The organism is Agromyces sp. NPDC055520 (assembly GCF_053619715.1).
The window spans coordinates 1-18,601 of record NZ_JBSHJY010000030.1 but is presented as its reverse complement, the minus strand read 5'-3'; the positions used below and the strand labels follow the sequence as shown (position 1 = coordinate 18,601).

The following is an 18,601-nucleotide window of genomic DNA, read 5'->3' as shown; positions in this document are numbered from 1 at the left end:
CGCTGAGCGTGAGGGGCTTGCGCGGCCGATATCGTGGTGCCGGGAGGATTGATGCGCATCGTGCAGATCGTGCCGTTCGTCGGCCAAGGGAGCGGCATCGCCGGGGTCGCTTGGAACCTCGATCGGGAGTTGCGGGCGCTCGGGGTGGAGGTCGAGAACTTCACGTTCTATTCGGCGGCGCGAGGACTGCGCGAGGTGCGAGTTCGTGGATGGCGCACCGCGCGGATCGCGCAAGCGCAGCGAATGGTGTGGTTCAGCCTGATCGGCACCCGTCGCGCGAAGGCTTTCCTCGCCGACCGGCCCGATGCGGTATCGATCTGCCACAACAACGCGATGGTCGGCGACGTCTACGTGAACCACGGGGTGCTGCTTGCCGCCATGCGGGCGCGAGGCAACCCGACGCTGCGATTCTTGCGCGACCCGACGCACATCTTCACGCACATGCGCGACCTGATCCGCTACCGCTCAGGCATCCACCGTCGCATCGTCGTGCTGAGCGACGCCGAGATCGGGGTGCTGACACGTACCTACGGCCAAGTGCTCCCGCCGATCACAGTGATCCCGAACGGAGTGGACCTCGAGCAGTTCCATCCGCCCACCGACCTCGAGCGCCGCGAAGCGCGCGAACGGTTCCAGCTCGACGACGAGGATCGTGTCGCCGTGTTCGTGGGACACGAGTTCGGCCGGAAGGGCCTGCCGATCGTGCTCGAGGCGATGGTGGCCGCGCCCACCGTGCTGCTCATGGTCGTTGGCGGCGATACGCGGCAGCTCGATCAGGCGAAGGCGACCGCAGCGCAACTCGGCGTCACCGATCGTGTGCTCTTCGTGGGTCAGCGCGGCGACATGCCATCGTTCCTCGCCGCAGCCGACATGTTCGTACTGCCGAGCCACTACGAGTCGAGCGGGCTCGTCTTCCTCGAGGCGCTCGCGAGCGGGCTGCCTGTCGTCGCGACCCGCGTAGGCGCGGCGGCCGAACTCGTGAAGGACGGCGAGAACGGGTTCCTCGTCGGGCACGACGCTCGAGAGATCGCCGACCGGCTGGAGCAGCTCGCCGCCGAGGATCTCGGGCCATGGCGGGAGCGTGCGCGTGCGAGCGTCGCCGGGTCGAGCTGGGCAGACATCGCTCGCCGGTATCTCGAACTGGCCGAGCGCATCGCCGCTGAGCGGGATCGGTGACGGGCGTCGTACCGCAAGCGCGTCAGCGCCTGGGGATGTCGTCAGCGCAGCACGCTTCGGTACACCTGCTCCGTGCCGGCCGACTGGGTCGCCAACGAAAAGCGTCGCTGCTGCACGGAGTGCAACACGACGCTGAGCGTCGACCGATCAGCATCGTCGTCGGCGAGGTGCCGTAGCCGTCGTGCGGCGTCGTCGACGTCGTCAGCGTCGAACAGGCAACGATCCTCGAGTCCTTCGAACACGTCGAGATGGCCCGCGGCGCCGGCAGCGACGACCGGCAGACCCCCCGCCATCGCCTCGAGCACCGTGAGTCCGAGGCCCTCGACCGGGCACGGCGCGATGAGCAGCCCTGCACGATCCATGATCTCGGGCAGATCGGCACGGTAGCCGAGGAATCGCACCGCATGTCCGACGCCGAGCTCATCGGTCAACGCCTCGAGCGCGGCCTGCTCGGAACCCTGGCCCGCGATCTCGAGGGTCCACCCGGCGTCGGCGAGCCCCGCCGCAGCGAATGCACGGATACCGATGTGCCCGTGCTTCTCCGGCTGCAGCCGCTGAGCCATGAGCACCACGCGCTCGCGAGGAAGATCCTCACGCAGCGGTCGTGAGTCCACCCCAGAGTGCACCACCGTGCTCCGCCCGTCGATGGCCGACGCGACCGCGCGGCTGATCGAGATCTGGGCGTCGATAAGGGGCCGCACGAGCAGGCTCACCGGTATCGGACCGATCCGGCCGTGCGGCCTTGCGAAATGCCGTGTCGCGACGACAGCCGGGCGGCGACGGCGTCCGGCGAGGCCGGACACCGCGCCGAGTTCAGCGGCGGTCATGTGGGTGTTGACGACATCGAATCCCGGCGCGAGTCGGCGGACGGCGCGTGCGACGTCACGCGTGTGCACCGCGGGCGTGTGGGGAACCCCGATATGGTCGAGCGTTTCGCACATGGGCTCGGCAGCACCGCCGATCACCGCGACCTCGTGCCCATCGATGCGCTGCTGGTGCGCGAGGCGGAGCACGAAGCGTTCAACTCCTGAGAAGCCGTCGGAGCGGATCGCATGCAGGATGCGCAACGAGGTGGTCATCGCTGCCGCTTCTGCTCGCGCAGCTCCGTGAGTAGAGCGAGGTAGCGGTCGGCGATCGCCGCCCACCCATGATGCTCAGCGATACGACGGGCCCGCTCGCGCCACTCGGAGAGATCGCGCTGTGAGAGCGCGTGCATGTGAGCGCCGATCACTGCGGAATCGCGCTCGACGAGGTATCCGGTGTCGCCATCGATGATGAGCTCAGCGGCGATTCCAACCCGTGTCGCGATGACGGGTAGCCCGCACGCGAGCGCTTCGAGGAAGACCAGGCCGCTCGACTCGTAGTAGCTCGGCAGTACGAATACGTCGGCGGCGTGGTAGAACGACACCACATTCCGGTGGCTGCCGACGAATGCAACACGGTCGGCGACTCCGTAGCGCCGCGCGAGCTCTTCGGCCTGCTCGATGATCGCGGTTGTGCCGCCGACCACGACGAGGCCTACATCCGGGGCGTGCACGAGTGCCTCAAGAGTGAGCGGCAGTCCTTTCCGCTCGAACTCGTGGCCCACGAACAGTGCGAGCATCAGCTCCTCTGGCAGGCCGATCTCCGCACGCGCGGCGGCTCGCTCCTCAGACGTGGCAGGTGTGAACATCTCAGTGTCGACGCCATTGGGGATCACCCGGATAGGTGGACGCACACGCCCGTAGGTCGACACGAGCAACTCAGCCTCGAGTTCAGTGAGGGCGACCACGGCGCGGTGGGTGGAGCCGCGGTATCGCACGCGGTCACGGGCTGCCGTGAAGAGGTGCACGGGATTCCGAATCATCCGCCAGAAGTAATTGCCGCGTGCTCTCATCGCCACTTGCAACAGGCCGTGGTTGACATAGACATCGCCGATGAGTGCGTCGTTGTGGCAGATGCTGATCGCATCGGGTCTGTCGGCGAGGAACCGTCTCGCCTTCGCCGTGCCAACCGAACTGAACCAGATCACGTTCCATGCACGCTCGAGGTGTATGCCGATCGCCGACTTCCGACTCCTGCCGGGCGGTCGGCCCGCCGTGGCGGCGGTGAAGCGCTCGACGATCGCACCCCTCGCGCGGAACTCGCGTTCGAGGTTGAAGGCCACTCCCTCGACGCCGCTGCCACGGGTGATGGCCGGTGCGATCTGCACGATATGCATGGCGTTGGAGCCCTGCGTGACAGCGCGCGAGGTGTCGGGCAGTTCGGAGGCATTCGACGCCTCGGATGCTGCAACCACGACTCTCCCAGCTCTTCAGGACTGCGCCGGCGATCTTGACCGGCCAAAACTCAGCAGCAACACTATCCCGACCCGCGCGGACCGGCCCGAGCACGTCTCATGAGCACGTAAGCTTGGGCGTCGTGCAGGACAGCGCAGGCGAACAGTCCCGCCCGGCTCCGTCGTTGCTCACCATCGCAACCGTCGCGACCGCGGCGCCCATGGGTGCATCCGTTTACCAGGAACGCATCGCCGAGCGCGCCGCGCATGCGCTCGGCGGGGGCTGGAATGTCCGCAGAGCGGTGTTCCGTTCGATGAACTCCTCCCTGCCCGGGAATCGCCGTCTCCCGTTCGGCGCCGTCACGGGCGCCTCGCCCGCGATTCGGCGACAGCTCGGCCGACTGCTCTACTCCGGCGACACGGTCACCCACCGGATGAACCTCGAGCTACCGCCCGCCCCTGGTGGGGATGTCATCACGATCCACGACGTCGTCGCATGGAGATTCTCCGACGAGTCGCCTCCGGTCACCGCCGCGGCCGAAGAGGCCCGTCGAGCCGATGCGGTGATCTGCGTCTCGGAATTCAGCGCGAACGAGGCCATCGAGTTCCTCGGCATTCGGAACCCGTACGTCGTGCACAACGGCATCGACGAGGCGTTCTTCGATGCCGCCGCTTTGGGCGAGGCCGAGAGAGCAGAACTCCGGCTACCCGAACGATACGTACTGCATGCGGGCGGGGCGTCGAGTCGGAAGAACCTGCCCGCGCTCGCTGAAGCATGGCCGCTCGTGCATCGGAATCGCCCGGATCTCACGCTCGTACTCAGCGGACCCCCTCATCCGAGCCGCACCGCTCTCTTCGAGCACATGCCCGGCACCCAGCTGCTCGGCCGCGTCGCAGACGGGCTCGTGCCCGGCCTCGTCGCGGGGGCGGCGGCCGTCGTCGTGCCCTCGCTCTACGAAGGGTTCGGCCTGCCCGTGCTCGAGGCGATGGCGGCGAACGTACCGGTGGTCGCCGCGCGCACAAGCAGCCTGCCCGAGGTCGCCGGCGATGCCGCTGTGCTCGTCGAGCCAACCGGAAGAGGCGTCGCGGAGGGACTTCTCGCTGTCACCGGCGATGATTCGGCGGTCACCGAGCTCGTGACGGCTGGGCGAGCGCGAGCCGCCGGGTTCACCTGGGAGGCCTCGGCTCGAAATCATGCACAGGTCTGGCGTTCGGTCGGATGACCGGCCATCGAGATCACACGAGGTTGTAGCGCTCGCGATACGCGGCGGCGACACGGGTCCAGCTGAACTCCGGCACACGGGCGTGGCCTGTGCTCGCGAGCCGCAGTCGAAGGTCGACATCGTCATGGACCCGGCGCAACGCGCCCGCAAGGGCTTCGCGATCGTTGGGATCGACGAGAAGGCCGTCAATGCCGTCGCGCACGAACTCCGGTCCCCCGCCACGGTCGGTCATGATGAGCGCAGCGCGGGCACGCCACGCCTCGAGCGCGACGATGCCGAACGGCTCGAGCCGGCTCGGAACGGTGACGGCGATCGACCGCTCCATCACGCAGGCGACCTGCCCGGCGTCGAGACGACCGAGCAGTTCAGCTCGGTCGGCGAGGCCGAGATCCGCGATTCGACGTTCGATGGTGTTGCGCTCCGGACCCTCGCCGCCGATCAGCAGCCGGGTGTCCTCGGGTAGCCCGGCACTGGCGAAGGCGTCGAGCAGCAGGTCAAACCCCTTGTGGGGGCCGAGGCGGCCGACTGCGGCGAAGAACGGCCGAGGGTCGTCGAGCGTCAGGAGCCGTTCGCCCTCCGAAACAGGGCCACCGACCGTGTCATCGACGCCGTTCGGCACGACACTTCCATCGACGAGTCCGAAGGATACGCGGAGCTCATCGAGCACCCACTCCGACGGCGCGGTGACGAATCGCGCGCGGGCGAGGGCCGTGCGAAGCGCACGCCGAAGCAGAGCAGACCGGGCGAACGCGCCTCGATCGTCAGCGGAGGTCTCACCGTGCGAGGTCACTGCGATCGGCAGCCTCCAGAGCGACCCGAGCACCAGAGCGTAGACACCGTTCGGTCCGAAACAGTGAACGTGGAGCAACTCCGGCTGGAACGCCCGCCGCGCCCGCGCCCATGCGAGCCACGCCACCGGCAGGTCGCGCACCAGGGTCAGCACCGAGCGGATGTTTCGGGCCGGAAGCGGCGTCGGCAGGTATCGCACCACGACCCCGTCGACCTCGCGCACGCCGAGGTGCTCACCTCTGTCGACGGTCCACACCTCGACCTCTGTATCGGGCCGCTGTGACAACTCGTGCGCGACCTGACGTACGTGCTCCTCGACACCACCGAAATGCGGTGCGTACGACGAAGCGACGAGCGCGACCCGCTTGATCGACGCTCCCTGACCGCTGTCCGCGGCTGCCTCCTGCAGAAATCGCGCCTCGACCCGCACCGGCCCGAGCCGATACAGCGCCGCACGGCGCCGCGCCGCACGCCCGCGTTCGCCAGGGAGCACCACCGATCGCGCCATCGCCCCGAGCCACTGGGCAGTGCGCGCCGACTGCCAGCCGAAGCATCCGTAGTGCTTGCGAAGGTAGCGCTCCTGTGATGCGTGGAAATGCGCCTCGCGTCGGCGCGGGTCGCCACCGGTGCCGGCGCCGACGTGCAACGCGCGCGCCTGCGGCACCGCAGCGTGGCGCCATCCGAGTCGGTGCGCGCGATACGACCAGTCGGCCTCCTCTGCGTACAGGAAGAAGCGCTCATCGAATTCGCCCACCTGCGCGAGTGCCTCGGCACGAAGCAGCAGCACCGATCCGATCACGTAGTGCGGGTCGCGGCGCAGGCGGGCGAGGCCGAACGCCTCGAGCCAGGTGCCGCTCGGGGAGGGCAGCCACCAGTCGACGCGGGCCGGCGTACCGTCGTCATCGACCTGCGACGGTCCGACACTCGCGAGGTCACCTCGGGCGTGCAGGGCTCGCTGCAGCGCCGCGATGTCGTCGACCGAGATGGCGGCGTCGGGGTTCAGCAGCAGCACGTCGGCACCGGGCCGCAGGCGATCGGCGAGCGCGACGTTCACGCCCGCGGCGAATCCGCCATTTCGCCCCGGGTCGAGGTAGCGCACACCGAGCTCGGCGCACAGCGCCGCGATCTCGGGCAGCGATGAGTTGTCGACGACGGTGACCGGCAACTGTGCGACGGGTTCGAGCGCTCGCCGCAGCATCGCGGGCGCACCGTAGGCGACGACGATGATCTCGAGGTCGGCCGGGCCATCGGATGCCTCGTGCGCGACCGATCGGTAGAGGTCGAGGTAGTCGCGGGCCACGGCGCTCCAGGTGCATTCCGCGGCGCGCGCGAGACCCCCGGCCCGGAGATCGTCGGCCCGGGGGCCCCCGGCGTCGACGAGTGCCGCCGAGAGTGCTTCGACGTCACCTGCAGGCACAACGACACCGGCTCCCCCGACGACGTCGGGCAGCGCGCCGGCATCGCTCGACACGACGGGCACACCACACGCCATCGCCTCGACGGCGACGCGGCCGAACTGCTCGGTCCACGAGGCGGTCGGCAACGATGGAACCGCGAGCACGTCGAGTGAGCGGTAGAAGTCCACGACATCATCGGGGTCGACCGGGCCGAGGTACTCGACGCGGTCGGTGATGTCCCGTGCTGCGGCGAGACGGTCGAGCTCGGTCGCGAGCGGGCCGGAACCGGCCACACGCAGTCGAAGTCGCGGGTCACGCGCCACGGCATCGAGCAGCACGAGAACCCCCTTCTCGGGTACGAGCCGGCCGAGGAATCCAATGACGATCTCGGCGGTCGCGGGGTCTCCGTCCGCCACCGGCGCGTCGAGAGAAGCGGGTGACGCCGGCACCGGGACATCCACCGGTCTGAACCGCTGCTCGTCGACACCGAGTGGAATGATGCGCGCCCGCCCGGCGAAGCCCTTGTCTTCGGCGATGCGCGCTGCGTCGGCGTTGCATACCGAAATTCCGGATGCCGAGCCGAGCGCCCATCGCTCGAGCCAACGGAACGGCACGGGGTAGCGCTTGCGCAGGTTCTGCGCGGTGTAGAGCACCACAGGGGTGCGGCGCGACCGTCTGCTCAGCGCCCGCAGCACGAGCAACTCGGCGGTCGCGAGCGCGAACGGCTCTTCATGGAGGTCGATGACGTCGTATGACGCCCGCAGTGCGCGCACGATGGGTCGCGGGTCGTACACGAACAACGCAGGGTGCCGGCCGAACGTACGCACCCCCGAGACCTGCTCGCCATCTCGCGGACGCAGGGCCACTGGAGTGCCGCCGGCATGCCAGTTGCGCGCACTGAGCAGCGTCACGTCGACGCCGAGCTCGGCGAGCGCGCGCTCACGTCCGCGCCATTCGTCGACGACGGCGCTGTGCGAGACCCTGAGTACGCGCACGCTACCCCCTCTAGACTTCCTAACGGAAACCCTAGCTGGGCAATGGCAGGTGGGGCTGTCGTGCCGAATGGGCGAAGAGGGGGCGCGGTGTGACTGCAGAGTCGTTCACGGTGCTCGTCGTATGCACGGGCAACGTCAACCGCTCAGCGCTCGGAGCGGCGCTGCTCGAACGTTGGGCCGACTGGTACTTGCCATCGCGAGTGCGAGCACAGGTCGAGGTGACGAGTGCGGGGCTCAGGGCTCCGGTGGGCGCCCCGATGGGGCCGAGGGCGCGGGTCATCGCCGAAGCACTCGGCGCCGACGGGTCGGGGCATCGCGCCTCGCAGATCACCGAACACGTGATCCGCGCCGCGGACCTGGTGCTGGTGTCTTCGACGCGGCAGCGCAGCAGCGTGCTCGAATTCGTTCCCGGCATGCTTCGCTCGACCTTCACGATGCGCGAGGCCGGTCGCATCGCCGCGACGCTGCCGTCGATGCCCGCACCGAAGACAATCGCAGAGCTGCGACGGCGGGTCGCGTCGCTCGCCGAGAATCGCGCTGCGCCGGGTTACGGCCCGGGCGGCGACGACATCGTCGACCCCGAAGGAAAAGACGACGAGGCCTATCGTGCGATGACCAGACAGCAGGTGCCGCCGCTCGCACAGCTTGCGCGGGTGCTGTTCGGGATGCCGCAGGGCGAGGTTGCAGCGTACGTCGAGGCCGCCGAGGCCGCCGAATTCTCGTTCGGTGGCGAGACCCGCAGTGCGGCGGCCATCACGGCGGGCGTTGGCGGCACTCCCGGCGCTGCCAGCCAGGCTTCGCAGCGACCGCGAGGGCGGCGCAAAGCGTGACGCACAGAACCACGGGCGCGCTGCGGGTGCTGCATCTCGATCACACCAACGTCGGCGGCGGCGCCGAGTTCGCACTGCTCCGCATGCTGCGCGCCGAGCCGCCGTGGTCGCCGTACGTGCTGCTCGCGGCGACATCCGACCAAACATTCGGGGTCTACGACGCGCTGCCGTCCCGCGTTCGCCGCGCCATCAGCGGCGTTCGGCAGCCCGCGGGGGTGACTTCCGGTGGACTCGGCGCCGCCATTTCGACCGGGACACGAGTCATCGCGCAGGCCGCCTCGGTGCGAACTTCGCGGGTCTTTCGCAGTGCGGACCTCATCGACGCGAACACGGCCCGATCGGCCGCGTACGGGGCCCTGGCGGCGCGCACCTCGCGCACACCCTTCGTCGTGCACCTTCGCGACCTCGTCGACGCCGAGGCGCTCGGCCGCGTGGGCTGCGCATTGATGGCGCGCGTCGTGCTGCCGCGTGCCGACGGCGTCATCGCGAACTCGCACGCAACGCTCGAGTCGGCGCGGCCATGGCTGCGCAGCGGAGCGCTCGCAGAGGTCATCCCGAGCGCATCCGGGCTTCGGGTCGGCGCCTCCGTCGAGCCGCTACGCGAGCCGATCCAGACGGTGGGAATGCTCGCCCGCATCGATCCGTGGAAGGGGCAGCACCTGCTGCTCGAGGCATTCACGCGCGTGTTCCGCGGCCGTGACGTGCGCCTGCAGTTCGCCGGCGACGCGCCCTTCGGGCACGAGGGTCATCTCGACGACCTGCGTCGTCAAGCCGCTGAGCTCGGCATCGACGGGCAGGTCGAGTTTCTCGGGCACGTCGACGACGTCGACGCACTCATCGCCGGGTGGGATGTCGCCGTGCAGGCCTCGACCCGCCCCGAACCGCTCGGCCAGAACGTGCTGCAGTACCTCGCGGCCGGTCGCGCGGTGGTGGCGGCCGACGAGGGCGGCCCCGCCGAGTGGATCACCGACGACGTCAACGGGCTGCTCGTCGCGCCGCGCGACGTCGACGCGCTCGCCGCGGCGCTCCGACGCCTCGACGTCGACGACGAGCTGCGCGCGCGCCTCGCGACCGCGGCCGCAGCGACCCCGGGCCTGCTCGACGACGCCGCGGTGACGCAGGCGCACGCGGCGTTCTACGAGGCGGTCATGCGCGCGAGGCGCGCGCGCTGACCCGTCGCGAGTCTCGCCGGTCGAGGGGCGGAGACGTCACCGAGTTGCAGGACAATTCGCGCGACACGCCGGGGCGCGGCGGCGCGTCGACCGGCGCGTCGTGCGCCTCGGCTCGAGCCGCGCAGCATCCGCCGGATCGTCGATCGCCCCCCCTTCTGGCCGGCCGCCGGCGGGCGTAGCATGATTCCGAACAGGGCCGCCGAGTCATCCGCCGGCATCGTCGACGCTCAGCGCCCATGACGAGGGGCCGAGCCGATGAACATGACGATGGACATGATGAAGGGCGCCATGTCGTCGTCGGAGATGCCGATGCAGGGCATGGATCCGGCGATGATGCAGGAATGCGTGGAGGCCCTCTCCGCCTGCATGCAGGCGTGCGTGATGTGCGCCGATTCCGACGCCGCCGAGGGCATGGGCCGCTGTGCGGGCCTGTGCGCGAACTGCGCCGACATGTGCGGCACGATGATGCGCATGATGCTGCGCATGAACGGCTGGGACATGGAGGTCGTGATGTCGATGATGCAGTCGACCGTCATGATGGCACGCGCGTGCTCGGCCGAGTGCATGTCGCACGCCGAGATGAGCGAGCAGTGCCGGCTCTGCGCGATGGCGTGCGATCAGGCCGTCATGGCGATGGAGAAGGCGATGGAGTCGATGCAGAAGTCGATGCCGATGGCGTGAGCACGCTCGGACGCACCCGGCCGTTCGACCCGCTCGGCGGGACCGACGCGATCAGGCCGTCGCGACGCTGAACCGACGCCCGCCGTGCGCGAGCACACCGTACACGTCGTGCAGCGCGACCGGCGCGCCGATCGCCAGCACGCCGCCGAATGCGTCGTGGTGCCACACTCGGCGCAGCCGCCCGCCCTCGAACTCGGCGACGGTCGCGAACCCGTCGTCGTCGGTCTCGACGACGATCGCGTCGACCCACTTGCTGGCCGTCGCGCCGGCGAGCCGATCCTGCATCGCGTGCAGCCGGTGACCCGGCCGGTCGCTGCCGCACCTCGCAGCCGCCTCGCATCCGCGCATGCCCATGACCGTGCCGGTGTGCGGCTCGGTGCGGGTCTGCGGTTCGCGGTGCGACATGAGGGCTCCTCGGGGTTCGTTGCGGCCACGATACGCGCGGAGCGAGTGGATGTCGCGGGCCGCCGTCACAGTCCGAAACAGCGCTCGGCGGCCATGACGAGGTCGGGCCGCACTCCTCGACGTCGGCGCGCGGCGGCGCGATGACTCAGGTCACGACAGCGCGAGCGCGCCGTCGCGCGAGACCTGCACCTGCTCGCTTCGCGGCACGACCTTCACGCGCTCGCGCGCGATGCCGGCGTGTGCGGCATCGGCCGGCTCCCACGCATCGCCGAGGGCGCGCTCGTGCGCGTCGAGTTCCAGCCAGCCGGCCCAGGTCGTGAAGCGGATGCCTCTGGCCTCGAGCAGCTCGAAGATGTCACCGCTCCCTTCGACAGGCTCAGGGAGCGGTCTCTGCTCAGGGAGCGGTCTCTGCTCAGGGAGCGGTCTCTGCTCGGGCAACGAGCCCGCCGCGGCATCCGCCAACAGGTTCGTGACGGTCTCGAGGGCGTCGCCCTTCGTGTGGCCGATGAGACCCACGGGGCCGCGCTTGATCCAGCCGGTCGCGTACAAGCCGGGGATCGCCTGCCCCGAGGCATCCGTCACCCGGCCGCCGTCGTTGGGAATCACGGCCCGGCGCTCGTCGAACGGTACGCCGGCGACCGGCGAGCTCGCGTAGCCGACGGCGCGGTAGACCGCCTGCACCGGCACGTCGACGAATTCGCCGGTGCCCGCGACCGAGCCGTCGCCGACGGGGCGGGTGCGCTCGAAGCGCACGGCCTCGACGGCGTCGGTGCCGAGCACCTCGACGGGGGCGTGCAGGAAGTGCAGGTGCAGGCGCCGCGACGCCGTGCCGGTTCGACCGGTCCCTGAGCTCGTCGAAGGGCGCCAGCCGTTGAGCGTGCGCGTCATGACCTTGACCTGATTGTTCGAGGCGAGCAGCGCCTCGGCGTGCGGATCGTTCGCCGCCCGTTCGAAGTCATCGTCGTACACGATCACGTCGACATCGGGGATCTCGCCGAGCTCGCGCAACTCGATCGGCGTGAACTTCACGTGGGTCGGCCCGCGGCGCCCGAAGACGTGCACGTCGGTGACCGGCGACGACTCGAGCCCGGCGACGACGTTGGCCGGGACATCCGTTGACAGCAGATCTTTCGGATGCTTCGCGAGCACCCGCGCGACGTCGAGGGCGACGTTGCCGTTGCCGATGACGGCGATCTGCTCGGCCTCGAGCGGCCAGTCGCGTGGCACGTCGGGATGGCCGTCGTACCAGGCGACGACGTCGGCGGCGCCGAAGGAACCGGGCAGATCGATGCCGGGGATGTCGAGCGGGGCGTCGCGCAGGGCTCCGGTCGCGAGAATGACGGCGTCGTAGCGCTCGCGCAGCTCGTCGACGGTGACATCGCGACCGACCTCGACGTTGCCGATCAAGCGGATCGCGCCCTCGTCGAGCATCTCGTGCAGCGAGTTCACGATGCCCTTGATGCGGGGGTGGTCGGGCGCGACGCCGTAGCGGATGAGCCCGTAGGGGGCGGGCAGCGACTCGAAGAGGTCGATCGCGACCTCTTCGATCGGTCCCTGAGCCTGTCGAAGGGCGGCGACCTGGCGGCTCAGGATGTTGCCGGCGTAGATGCCGGCGGGGCCGGCGCCGACGATCGCGACGCGGAGGGAACGGGTCATTGCTGTGCGGCCTTTCGGTGGGTTGCGCCGGTGTCGACGAGCGGTTCGGCGTACGGGCTCAGGGTCACGACGTCGCCGACGACGACGACAGCGGGCGAGCGGATGCCTCGGCGTGCTGCTTCGACCGCGATGGTGTCGAGTGTCGCGACGGTGACGCGCTCGGCCGGCCCGTAGCCGTCTTCGATGATCGCGACCGGGCAATCGCCGCCGCGTTCGCCGCGCGCGAGGGTGATCGCCGAGTTCGCGAGCGTGCCGATGCCCATGAGCAGCACGACGGTGTGGTCGCGGCCGCCCCCGAGCGATCGGATCTGGTCGTGCCCGGTGGCGACGGTGAAGGTGGTCGCGAGGCCGCGGTGCGTGAGCGGGATGCCGGCGATCGCGGGCACCGAGATGGCGCTCGTGATGCCGGGCACGACCTCGACGTCGATGCCGTGGTCGCGGCAGTGCGCGAGCTCTTCGCCGCCGCGGCCGAAGATGAACGGGTCGCCGCCCTTCAGCCGCACGACGTGCTTGCCGTCGCGAGCGAGCATGACGAGCAGTTCGTTGATCGCGTCCTGCGGCACGGCGTGGTGGCCGGGCAGCTTGCCGACGTCGACGACCTCGGCGCGGAGCCGGACCCCCTCGGCCGCGAGCCCGTCGAGCACGCCGCGGGCGCCGAGCCGGTCGGCGACGATCACGTCGGCCGCCTCGAGCGCGCGGAGCCCGCGAATCGTCAGCAGCCCCGCGTCGCCCGGCCCGGCCCCGACGAGCGTGACGGCTCCCGTCGGTCGAGTAGGCGCGCCAGCGCCGTATCGAGACCCGGTGCGCTGGTCTCGATACGCTCCTTCGTCGCTACTCGACCGGCGGTTCGCGGTCATCGGGTGCCTCCTTGGAGCAGACCGCGGCGCCGAAGCATCCGTCGTTCGAATGGGGCGAAGACCACGAGTTCGATGAGGATTCCGATCGCGAGGATCACGAGGATCGTCGCCAGCACCCCCGCGAGATCGGCGAGCTCGCGGCTCTGGTCGAGCATCGAGCCGAGACCGAAGCCGATCGTGCCGCCGACCGCGATGATCTCGGCCGCCATGAGCGAGCGCCACGAGAACGCCCAGCCCTGCTTGAGTCCGGCGACGTAACCCGGCAGGGCCGCCGGCAGCACCACGAGCGCCGCGAGGCGGCCGGGGCCGGCCCCGAGCACCGTGCCGACCCGGCGCAGCTGCGGCGGCACCTGGTCGACGCCGGCGATGAGTCCGTTCACGATCGACGGCGTCGCGCCCATGAGCACGACGAAGTACACCGTGGCGTCGCTGAGACCGAACCAGATGATCGCGGCCGGCACCCACGCGACCGACGGCAGTACCTGCAGGCCCGAGATGATCGGGCCGACGGCCCGGCGCAGCGACTTCACCTCGGCGAGCAGCAGCCCGAGCGGGGTGCCGATCACGACCGCGATGAGAAAGCCGACGACGCCGCGCTCGAGGCTCGTCGCGACGGCGAGCTGCAGTCGGCCCGAGTCCCACGCCTGCGAGATCGCGGCGACGACGTCGAGCGGTCCCGGCACGATGTCGGGGCGCGGCTGGGCGATGACGACATACAGCTGCCAGGCCGCGACGAGGGCGACGACGAAGAGGATGGGCGGCAGCACGCTCGTGGTGAACCGTTGCCAGGCGCCCGGGGTGCGGTCGAGGTCGGTCTGCAGGCGGTCGAGGCCCGATTCGAGGCTGCGGAGGTCGTCATGGGCGGTCCCTGAGCCTGTCGAAGGGAGCTGCGTCGCTTCGACAGGCTCAGCGACCGGTGAGGCCTCGGCGCTGGCGACGGAAGTGTCATGCGGCATTGCGGCGGATCTCCTTCCGGAGCTGCTCGGTGATCTCGATCGAGAGCGCCGCGACCTCGGGCGACTCGATGCGGCGAGCCGACGACGAATCGATGCGCCACTCCCCCGCCACCCGGCCGGGCCGCGACGACAGGAGGACGACCCGTTGCCCGAGCCGGGCGGCTTCGCGCACATTGTGGGTGACGAAGACGATGCTGCGGCCAGTGCGGCGCCAGACCCGTTCGAGCTCCTCGTGCAGCAGGTCGCGCGTGATCGCGTCGAGCGCCGCGAACGGTTCGTCCATGAGCAGCACGGGGCGATCCTGCGCGAGGGCACGGGCGAGCGCGACGCGCTGCCGCATGCCGCCCGACAGTTCGTGCGGGCGCTTCTCGGCGGCATCCGCGAGGTTCACGGTGTCGAGGAGTTCGAGCGCCTGGCCGCGCCGGGCCGACCGCGCGACGCCGCGCAGGCGCAGCGCGAGCTCGACGTTCTGTCGGGCGGTGAGCCAGGGCATGAGCGCCGACTCCTGGAACATCACGGCGGCGCCCTCGGGCGGCGTCTCGATGATGCCCGTCGTCGGGCGGTCGAGCCCGGCGATCAGGTTCAGCAGCGTCGACTTGCCGCAGCCCGAGGCGCCGAGCAGGCAGACGAACTCGCCCGCACCGACCGTGAGGTTCACGTCGTCGAGCACGAGCGGCCCCGCGCCGAAGCGCTTGCCGAGGTGCTCGATGCGAATGGCCGTCTGCCCGCTCATCGCGACGCCTACTCCTCGCCGAGGCCGCCGGCCGAGACCGGCCCGACCCCGTCGCCCGACGCCGCGAGCAACTCGTTCAGGATGCGCAGGTCGAACAGTCCGTCGATCGAGCCCGCCTTCTGCGTGCCGGCCTCGAGCCCGTTCGCGACGAGGGTCTCGAACGTCTCGGCGTGCGGGTCGACGTCGAACGTCACGTGCTCGAGCGCCCGCTCGATCACCGCGTCGTCGAGCGGCTTGCCGGTGTCGGCCTCGATGCCCGCGTTGATCACGCCGGCTGCGTCGTCGCCATGGTCGGCGATCCAGGCGATGGATGCCTCGTGGCCCTCGAGCAGCGCGCGCACCGTCTCGGGGTGCTCGGCGAGGAACTCGGCCCGCACGAGCAGCACGGTCGTCGGGAACGCGCCGTCCTCCCACAGGTCGGCCTCGTCGACGAGCACGTGCGCGCCGTTGCCGCCGTCGGCGAGCAGCCGCGAGACCCACGGCTCGGGCAGCCAGGCGCCGTCGAGGCCGCCCTGTTGGAAGAGCGTGAGGGTCTGCGCGTTCTCGGTCGGCGTGATGTGCACGTCGCCGCCGCCCGTCGTGTCGGTCTCGAAGCCCTCGCCGTCGAGCCACGAGCGCAGCGCCACGTCTTGCGTGTTGCCGAGCTGCGGCGTCGCGAGGGTCGTGCCCTCGAGATCGGCGACCGACTCGATGCCGTCGCGGACGACGAGCGCGGCACCGCCCGTGGCGGCGCCGGCGACGATGCGAGCCGACTGCCCGCCCGACTGGATGAAGGTGTTGATCGACGGGTTGGGCCCGATGTAGGTCGCGTCGATCGCGCCCGCCGAGAGTGCCTCGATCGCGGCGGGGCCGGCGTTGAAGACCGAGGTCGTCAGCTTCGTCTCGCCGAGGGCATCGGCGAAGATGCCCTCCTGCAGCCCGACGATGGCGGGCGCGTGCGTGACGTTCGCGAAGTAGCCGAGGCGCAGTTCGGCCGCGGGTTCGGCGGGCCCCGAGGCATCCGCCGTCTGACCCGCCGCCGATTGCGGGACGCAACCGCTCAGGGCGAGCACCGCGGTCGTGACGATCGCGGCGGCGAGCATCATGCCCGCGACCAGGCCGAGTCGGGAACGTGCGCGTGTTGGTGCGGTCATGCTGCTTCTCCTTCGGTGTCGGTGGTGCGGGTGGTCGGTTCGGTGGTCGAGTAGCGAGCGCCGGCGAGTGCCGGGGCGGTGACGATCCCGGCAGCGAGCGTGGCGCCCGACTGCGGGTCGATGACGAGAAAGGCGCCCGCGCGGCGATGCGCGGCGTACTCCTCGACGGGCAGTTCGGCCGAGAGGCGCACGCGCACCTGGCCGATGTCGTTGATCTCGAGCCGTTCGGCCGGCTCGAGTTCGAGCGAGTCCAGGTCGCGACGGCCCACGATCTCGGGCACGAGCGCCTGCACGGTGGCCGTGCCCGACTTCACGAGCACACGGGCACCCGGGGCGAGCGGCGACGGGCCGAGCCAGAACAGGGCGGCGTCGAGCTCGCGGCGGAGCGCCGGCAGGGCGCCGTCGGCGACGATGACGGCGCCGCGGGCCGCGTCGAGCTGGTCGGCCAGGCGCAGCGAGACCGATTGCGGGGCGGATGCCGCGTCGAGCTCGCGTCGCCCGGCGTCGATGCCCGTCACGGTCGTCGTCGCGCCGCCGGGGAAGACCTGCACGCGGTTGCCGACCCGCACGGTGCCCGAGGCGATGCGACCCGCGAACGCGCGATAGTCGCGGAACCGCTCGGGCTCCTCGACCCCGGCCGCCACGGCGCCCTGCGGGCGGATGACGAGTTGCACCGGCATCCGCAATGCCTCGAATTCTGTCTCGAGCTCGTCGAGCGACGGCAGCGTCTCGAGCAGCTCGAGCAGGGCCGGCCCGCGGTACCAGGGCGTGTTCGCCGAACGCTCGACCACGTTGTCGCCCGCGAGCGCCGAAACGGGCACGACGTGCGCCTCGGGCAGGCCGAGCTCGCGCACGAGCGTCGTGACCTCGTCGGCGACGGCCGTGTACGCGGCCTCGGAGTAGCCGAGCAGGTCGATCTTGTTGACCGCGACGATCACGTGCGGCACGCGCAGCAGCGCCACGACCGCGAGGTGGCGCCGGGTCTGCTCGAGCACGCCGTTGCGGCCGTCGACGAGCACGACGACCGCGTCGGCGGTGGTCGCGCCGGTCACCATGTTGCGCGTGTACTGCACGTGGCCCGGGCAGTCGGCGAGGATGAACGATCGCCGCCCCGTCGAGAAGTAGCGGTAGGCGACGTCGATCGTGATGCCCTGCTCGCGTTCGGCGCGCAGGCCGTCGGTGAGCAGCGCGAAGTCGATCGCGCCGGGCTCGCCGCCGAAGCCGCGCTCGGCGGAGGTGCGGGTCACCGCCTCGAGCTGGTCGGCGAGGATCGCCTTCGAGTCGTGCAGGAGGCGGCCGACGAGGGTCGACTTGCCGTCGTCGACCGAGCCGGCCGTCGCGAAGCGGAACAGCGTCGTGGATCGCGTCGCGTCGCCCATCAGAAGTACCCGTCTTTCTTTCGATCCTCCATGGCGGCCTCCGAGATGCGGTCGTCGGCCCTAGTCGCGCCGCGCTCGGTGAGCGTCGAGGTCGCGACCTCGGCGACGACCTCGGCGACGGATGCCGCGGCGGACTCCACTGCGCCCGTGCAACTCATGTCGCCGACCGTGCGATAGCGAACCGTGCGCGACTCGACGGTCTCGTCGGGGCGGGCCGGCGAGACGGGGCCGACCGCTCGCCACATGCCGTCGCGGCGGTAGACCTCGCGCTCGTGCGCGTAGTACAGCGGCGGCAGCTCGATGCCCTCGCGCTCGATGTAGCGCCACACGTCGAGCTCGGTCCAGTTCGAGATGGGGAACGCCCGCACGTGCTGGCCGACCGTGTGACGGCCGTTGTAGAGATCCCAGAGCTCTGGGCGCTGGTTGCGCGGATCCCACTGGCCGAACTCGTCGCGGAGGCTCAGGATGCGCTCCTTGGCGCGCGCCTTGTCTTCGTCGCGGCGGGCGCCGCCGAAGACGGCGTCGTGGCGGCCCGCGGCGATCGCGTCGAGCAGCGGCTGCGTCTGCAGCGGGTTTCGCGTGCCGTCGGCGCGCTCGTTCAGGCGGCCGTCGTCGAGGTAGTCCTGCACCGAGGCGACCTCGAGCCGGAGGCCGAGGCGCGCGACCGTGCGATCGCGGAAATCGATGACCTCGGGGAAGTTGTGACCCGTGTCGACGTGCAGCACCGGGAACGGCACGCGGCCCGGCCAGAACGCCTTGGCGGCGAGGTGCAGCACGAGCACCGAGTCCTTGCCGCCCGAGAAGAGCAGCACGGGCCGCTCGAACTCGGCGACGACCTCGCGGATGATGTGGATCGCCTCGGACTCGAGCGCGTCGAGCGTGCCGAGGCGCCCGCCGGCGAGTCCCGGTGGTCGAGTAGCTCGCTCTGCGACCGTATCGAGACCGGGTGACCCGGTCTCGAT

Annotated in this window: 16 protein-coding genes; 5 read left to right on the top strand and 11 right to left on the bottom strand. The window is 70.5% G+C overall.

The features are described 5' to 3' along the window. Positions 1 to 51: 51 nt before the first annotated feature. Entirely contained in the window at positions 52 to 1,176 is a 1,125-nt protein-coding gene (locus ACWGST_RS12330) for a glycosyltransferase family 4 protein (protein ID WP_452046960.1), read from the top strand. Between the two features lie 41 nt (positions 1,177 to 1,217). On the opposite strand, the gene ACWGST_RS12325 is transcribed toward ACWGST_RS12330, so the two are convergent. Further along, entirely contained in the window at positions 1,218 to 2,255 is a 1,038-nt protein-coding gene (locus ACWGST_RS12325; protein WP_452046959.1) for a glycosyltransferase family 4 protein, read from the bottom strand. Beyond that, positions 2,252 to 3,454 (bottom strand): glycosyltransferase family 4 protein, encoded by a 1,203-nt coding sequence (locus tag ACWGST_RS12320; protein ID WP_452046958.1) that lies wholly within the window; start codon positions 3,452 to 3,454, stop codon positions 2,252 to 2,254. Before ACWGST_RS12320 ends, ACWGST_RS12325 begins: the two co-directional genes overlap by 4 nt. Before the next feature lie 164 nt (positions 3,455 to 3,618). On the opposite strand from ACWGST_RS12320, the gene ACWGST_RS12315 reads away from it, so the two are divergent. Next, on the top strand, positions 3,619 to 4,656 hold the full coding sequence (locus ACWGST_RS12315; RefSeq protein WP_452046957.1) for a glycosyltransferase family 4 protein: 1,038 nt from the start codon (positions 3,619 to 3,621) through the stop codon (positions 4,654 to 4,656). Positions 4,657 to 4,669: 13 nt separating this feature from the next. On the opposite strand, the gene ACWGST_RS12310 is transcribed toward ACWGST_RS12315, so the two are convergent. Next, on the bottom strand, positions 4,670 to 7,837 hold the full coding sequence (locus ACWGST_RS12310; RefSeq protein ID WP_452046956.1) for a glycosyltransferase: 3,168 nt from the start codon (positions 7,835 to 7,837) through the stop codon (positions 4,670 to 4,672). 89 nt (positions 7,838 to 7,926) lie between these two features. On the opposite strand from ACWGST_RS12310, the gene ACWGST_RS12305 reads away from it, so the two are divergent. From ACWGST_RS12305 to ACWGST_RS12295, 3 genes are all read left to right on the top strand, one after another. Further along, complete coding sequence (locus ACWGST_RS12305; protein WP_452046955.1) at positions 7,927 to 8,667, top strand: arsenate reductase/protein-tyrosine-phosphatase family protein; 741 nt, start codon at positions 7,927 to 7,929, stop codon at positions 8,665 to 8,667. Further along, positions 8,664 to 9,839, top strand: coding sequence for a glycosyltransferase (locus tag ACWGST_RS12300; RefSeq protein WP_452046954.1), 1,176 nt, complete (start codon positions 8,664 to 8,666; stop codon positions 9,837 to 9,839). Before ACWGST_RS12305 ends, ACWGST_RS12300 begins: the two co-directional genes overlap by 4 nt. A gap of 318 nt (positions 9,840 to 10,157) precedes the next feature. Next, the gene (locus tag ACWGST_RS12295) at positions 10,158 to 10,520 is read left to right on the top strand and encodes an aldehyde dehydrogenase (RefSeq protein WP_452046953.1); all 363 of its coding nucleotides are present in this window, start codon (positions 10,158 to 10,160) and stop codon (positions 10,518 to 10,520) included. 51 nt (positions 10,521 to 10,571) lie between these two features. Here the strand turns inward: ACWGST_RS12295 and ACWGST_RS12290 are convergent, their stop codons facing one another. The 8 genes from ACWGST_RS12290 to cysD all read right to left on the bottom strand — a co-directional run bounded on the left by ACWGST_RS12290 (position 10,572) and on the right by cysD (position 18,601). Further along, positions 10,572 to 10,925, bottom strand: coding sequence for a hypothetical protein (locus tag ACWGST_RS12290; protein ID WP_452046952.1), 354 nt, complete (start codon positions 10,923 to 10,925; stop codon positions 10,572 to 10,574). A gap of 150 nt (positions 10,926 to 11,075) precedes the next feature. After that, entirely contained in the window at positions 11,076 to 12,581 is a 1,506-nt protein-coding gene (locus tag ACWGST_RS12285) for an FAD-dependent oxidoreductase (RefSeq protein WP_452046951.1), read from the bottom strand. Next, positions 12,578 to 13,438: a uroporphyrinogen-III C-methyltransferase gene (cobA, locus tag ACWGST_RS12280; RefSeq protein WP_452046950.1), complete on the bottom strand. Its 861-nt coding sequence runs from the start codon at positions 13,436 to 13,438 to the stop codon at positions 12,578 to 12,580. The genes ACWGST_RS12285 and cobA overlap by 4 nt, the downstream gene beginning before the upstream one ends. Then, positions 13,435 to 14,394 carry an ABC transporter permease gene (locus ACWGST_RS12275; protein WP_452046949.1) on the bottom strand — a complete coding sequence of 320 codons (960 nt, stop codon included), beginning with the start codon at positions 14,392 to 14,394 and terminating at the stop codon, positions 13,435 to 13,437. Before ACWGST_RS12275 ends, cobA begins: the two co-directional genes overlap by 4 nt. Then, positions 14,384 to 15,127, bottom strand: coding sequence for an ABC transporter ATP-binding protein (locus ACWGST_RS12270; RefSeq protein ID WP_452046948.1), 744 nt, complete (start codon positions 15,125 to 15,127; stop codon positions 14,384 to 14,386). The genes ACWGST_RS12275 and ACWGST_RS12270 overlap by 11 nt, the downstream gene beginning before the upstream one ends. An 8-nt stretch (positions 15,128 to 15,135) precedes the next feature. Next, complete coding sequence (locus ACWGST_RS12265) at positions 15,136 to 16,260, bottom strand: ABC transporter substrate-binding protein (RefSeq protein WP_452046947.1); 1,125 nt, start codon at positions 16,258 to 16,260, stop codon at positions 15,136 to 15,138. After that, positions 16,257 to 17,639, bottom strand: a complete 1,383-nt coding sequence (locus ACWGST_RS12260) for a sulfate adenylyltransferase subunit 1 (protein ID WP_452046946.1) — start codon at positions 17,637 to 17,639, stop codon at positions 16,257 to 16,259. Before ACWGST_RS12260 ends, ACWGST_RS12265 begins: the two co-directional genes overlap by 4 nt. Then, positions 17,639 to 18,601, bottom strand: a complete 963-nt coding sequence (cysD, locus tag ACWGST_RS12255) for a sulfate adenylyltransferase subunit CysD (RefSeq protein WP_452046945.1) — start codon at positions 18,599 to 18,601, stop codon at positions 17,639 to 17,641. The genes ACWGST_RS12260 and cysD overlap by 1 nt, the downstream gene beginning before the upstream one ends.

Excerpts from the sequence above, each read along its gene's own strand:
- ACWGST_RS12265 (WP_452046947.1), bottom strand. The coding sequence starts at position 16,260 with ATGACCGCACCAACACGCGCACGTTCCCGACTCGGCCTGGTCGCGGGC.
- ACWGST_RS12285 (WP_452046951.1), bottom strand. The coding sequence starts at position 12,581 with ATGACCCGTTCCCTCCGCGTCGCGATCGTCGGCGCCGGCCCCGCCGGC.
- ACWGST_RS12295 (WP_452046953.1), top strand. The coding sequence starts at position 10,158 with ATGGATCCGGCGATGATGCAGGAATGCGTGGAGGCCCTCTCCGCCTGC.
- ACWGST_RS12290 (WP_452046952.1), bottom strand. The coding sequence starts at position 10,925 with ATGTCGCACCGCGAACCGCAGACCCGCACCGAGCCGCACACCGGCACG.
- ACWGST_RS12275 (WP_452046949.1), bottom strand. The coding sequence starts at position 14,394 with ATGCCGCATGACACTTCCGTCGCCAGCGCCGAGGCCTCACCGGTCGCT.
- ACWGST_RS12325 (WP_452046959.1), bottom strand. The coding sequence starts at position 2,255 with ATGACCACCTCGTTGCGCATCCTGCATGCGATCCGCTCCGACGGCTTC.
- ACWGST_RS12270 (WP_452046948.1), bottom strand. The coding sequence starts at position 15,127 with ATGAGCGGGCAGACGGCCATTCGCATCGAGCACCTCGGCAAGCGCTTC.
- cobA (WP_452046950.1), bottom strand. The coding sequence starts at position 13,438 with ATGACCGCGAACCGCCGGTCGAGTAGCGACGAAGGAGCGTATCGAGAC.
- ACWGST_RS12260 (WP_452046946.1), bottom strand. The coding sequence starts at position 17,639 with ATGGGCGACGCGACGCGATCCACGACGCTGTTCCGCTTCGCGACGGCC.
- ACWGST_RS12330 (WP_452046960.1), top strand. The coding sequence starts at position 52 with ATGCGCATCGTGCAGATCGTGCCGTTCGTCGGCCAAGGGAGCGGCATC.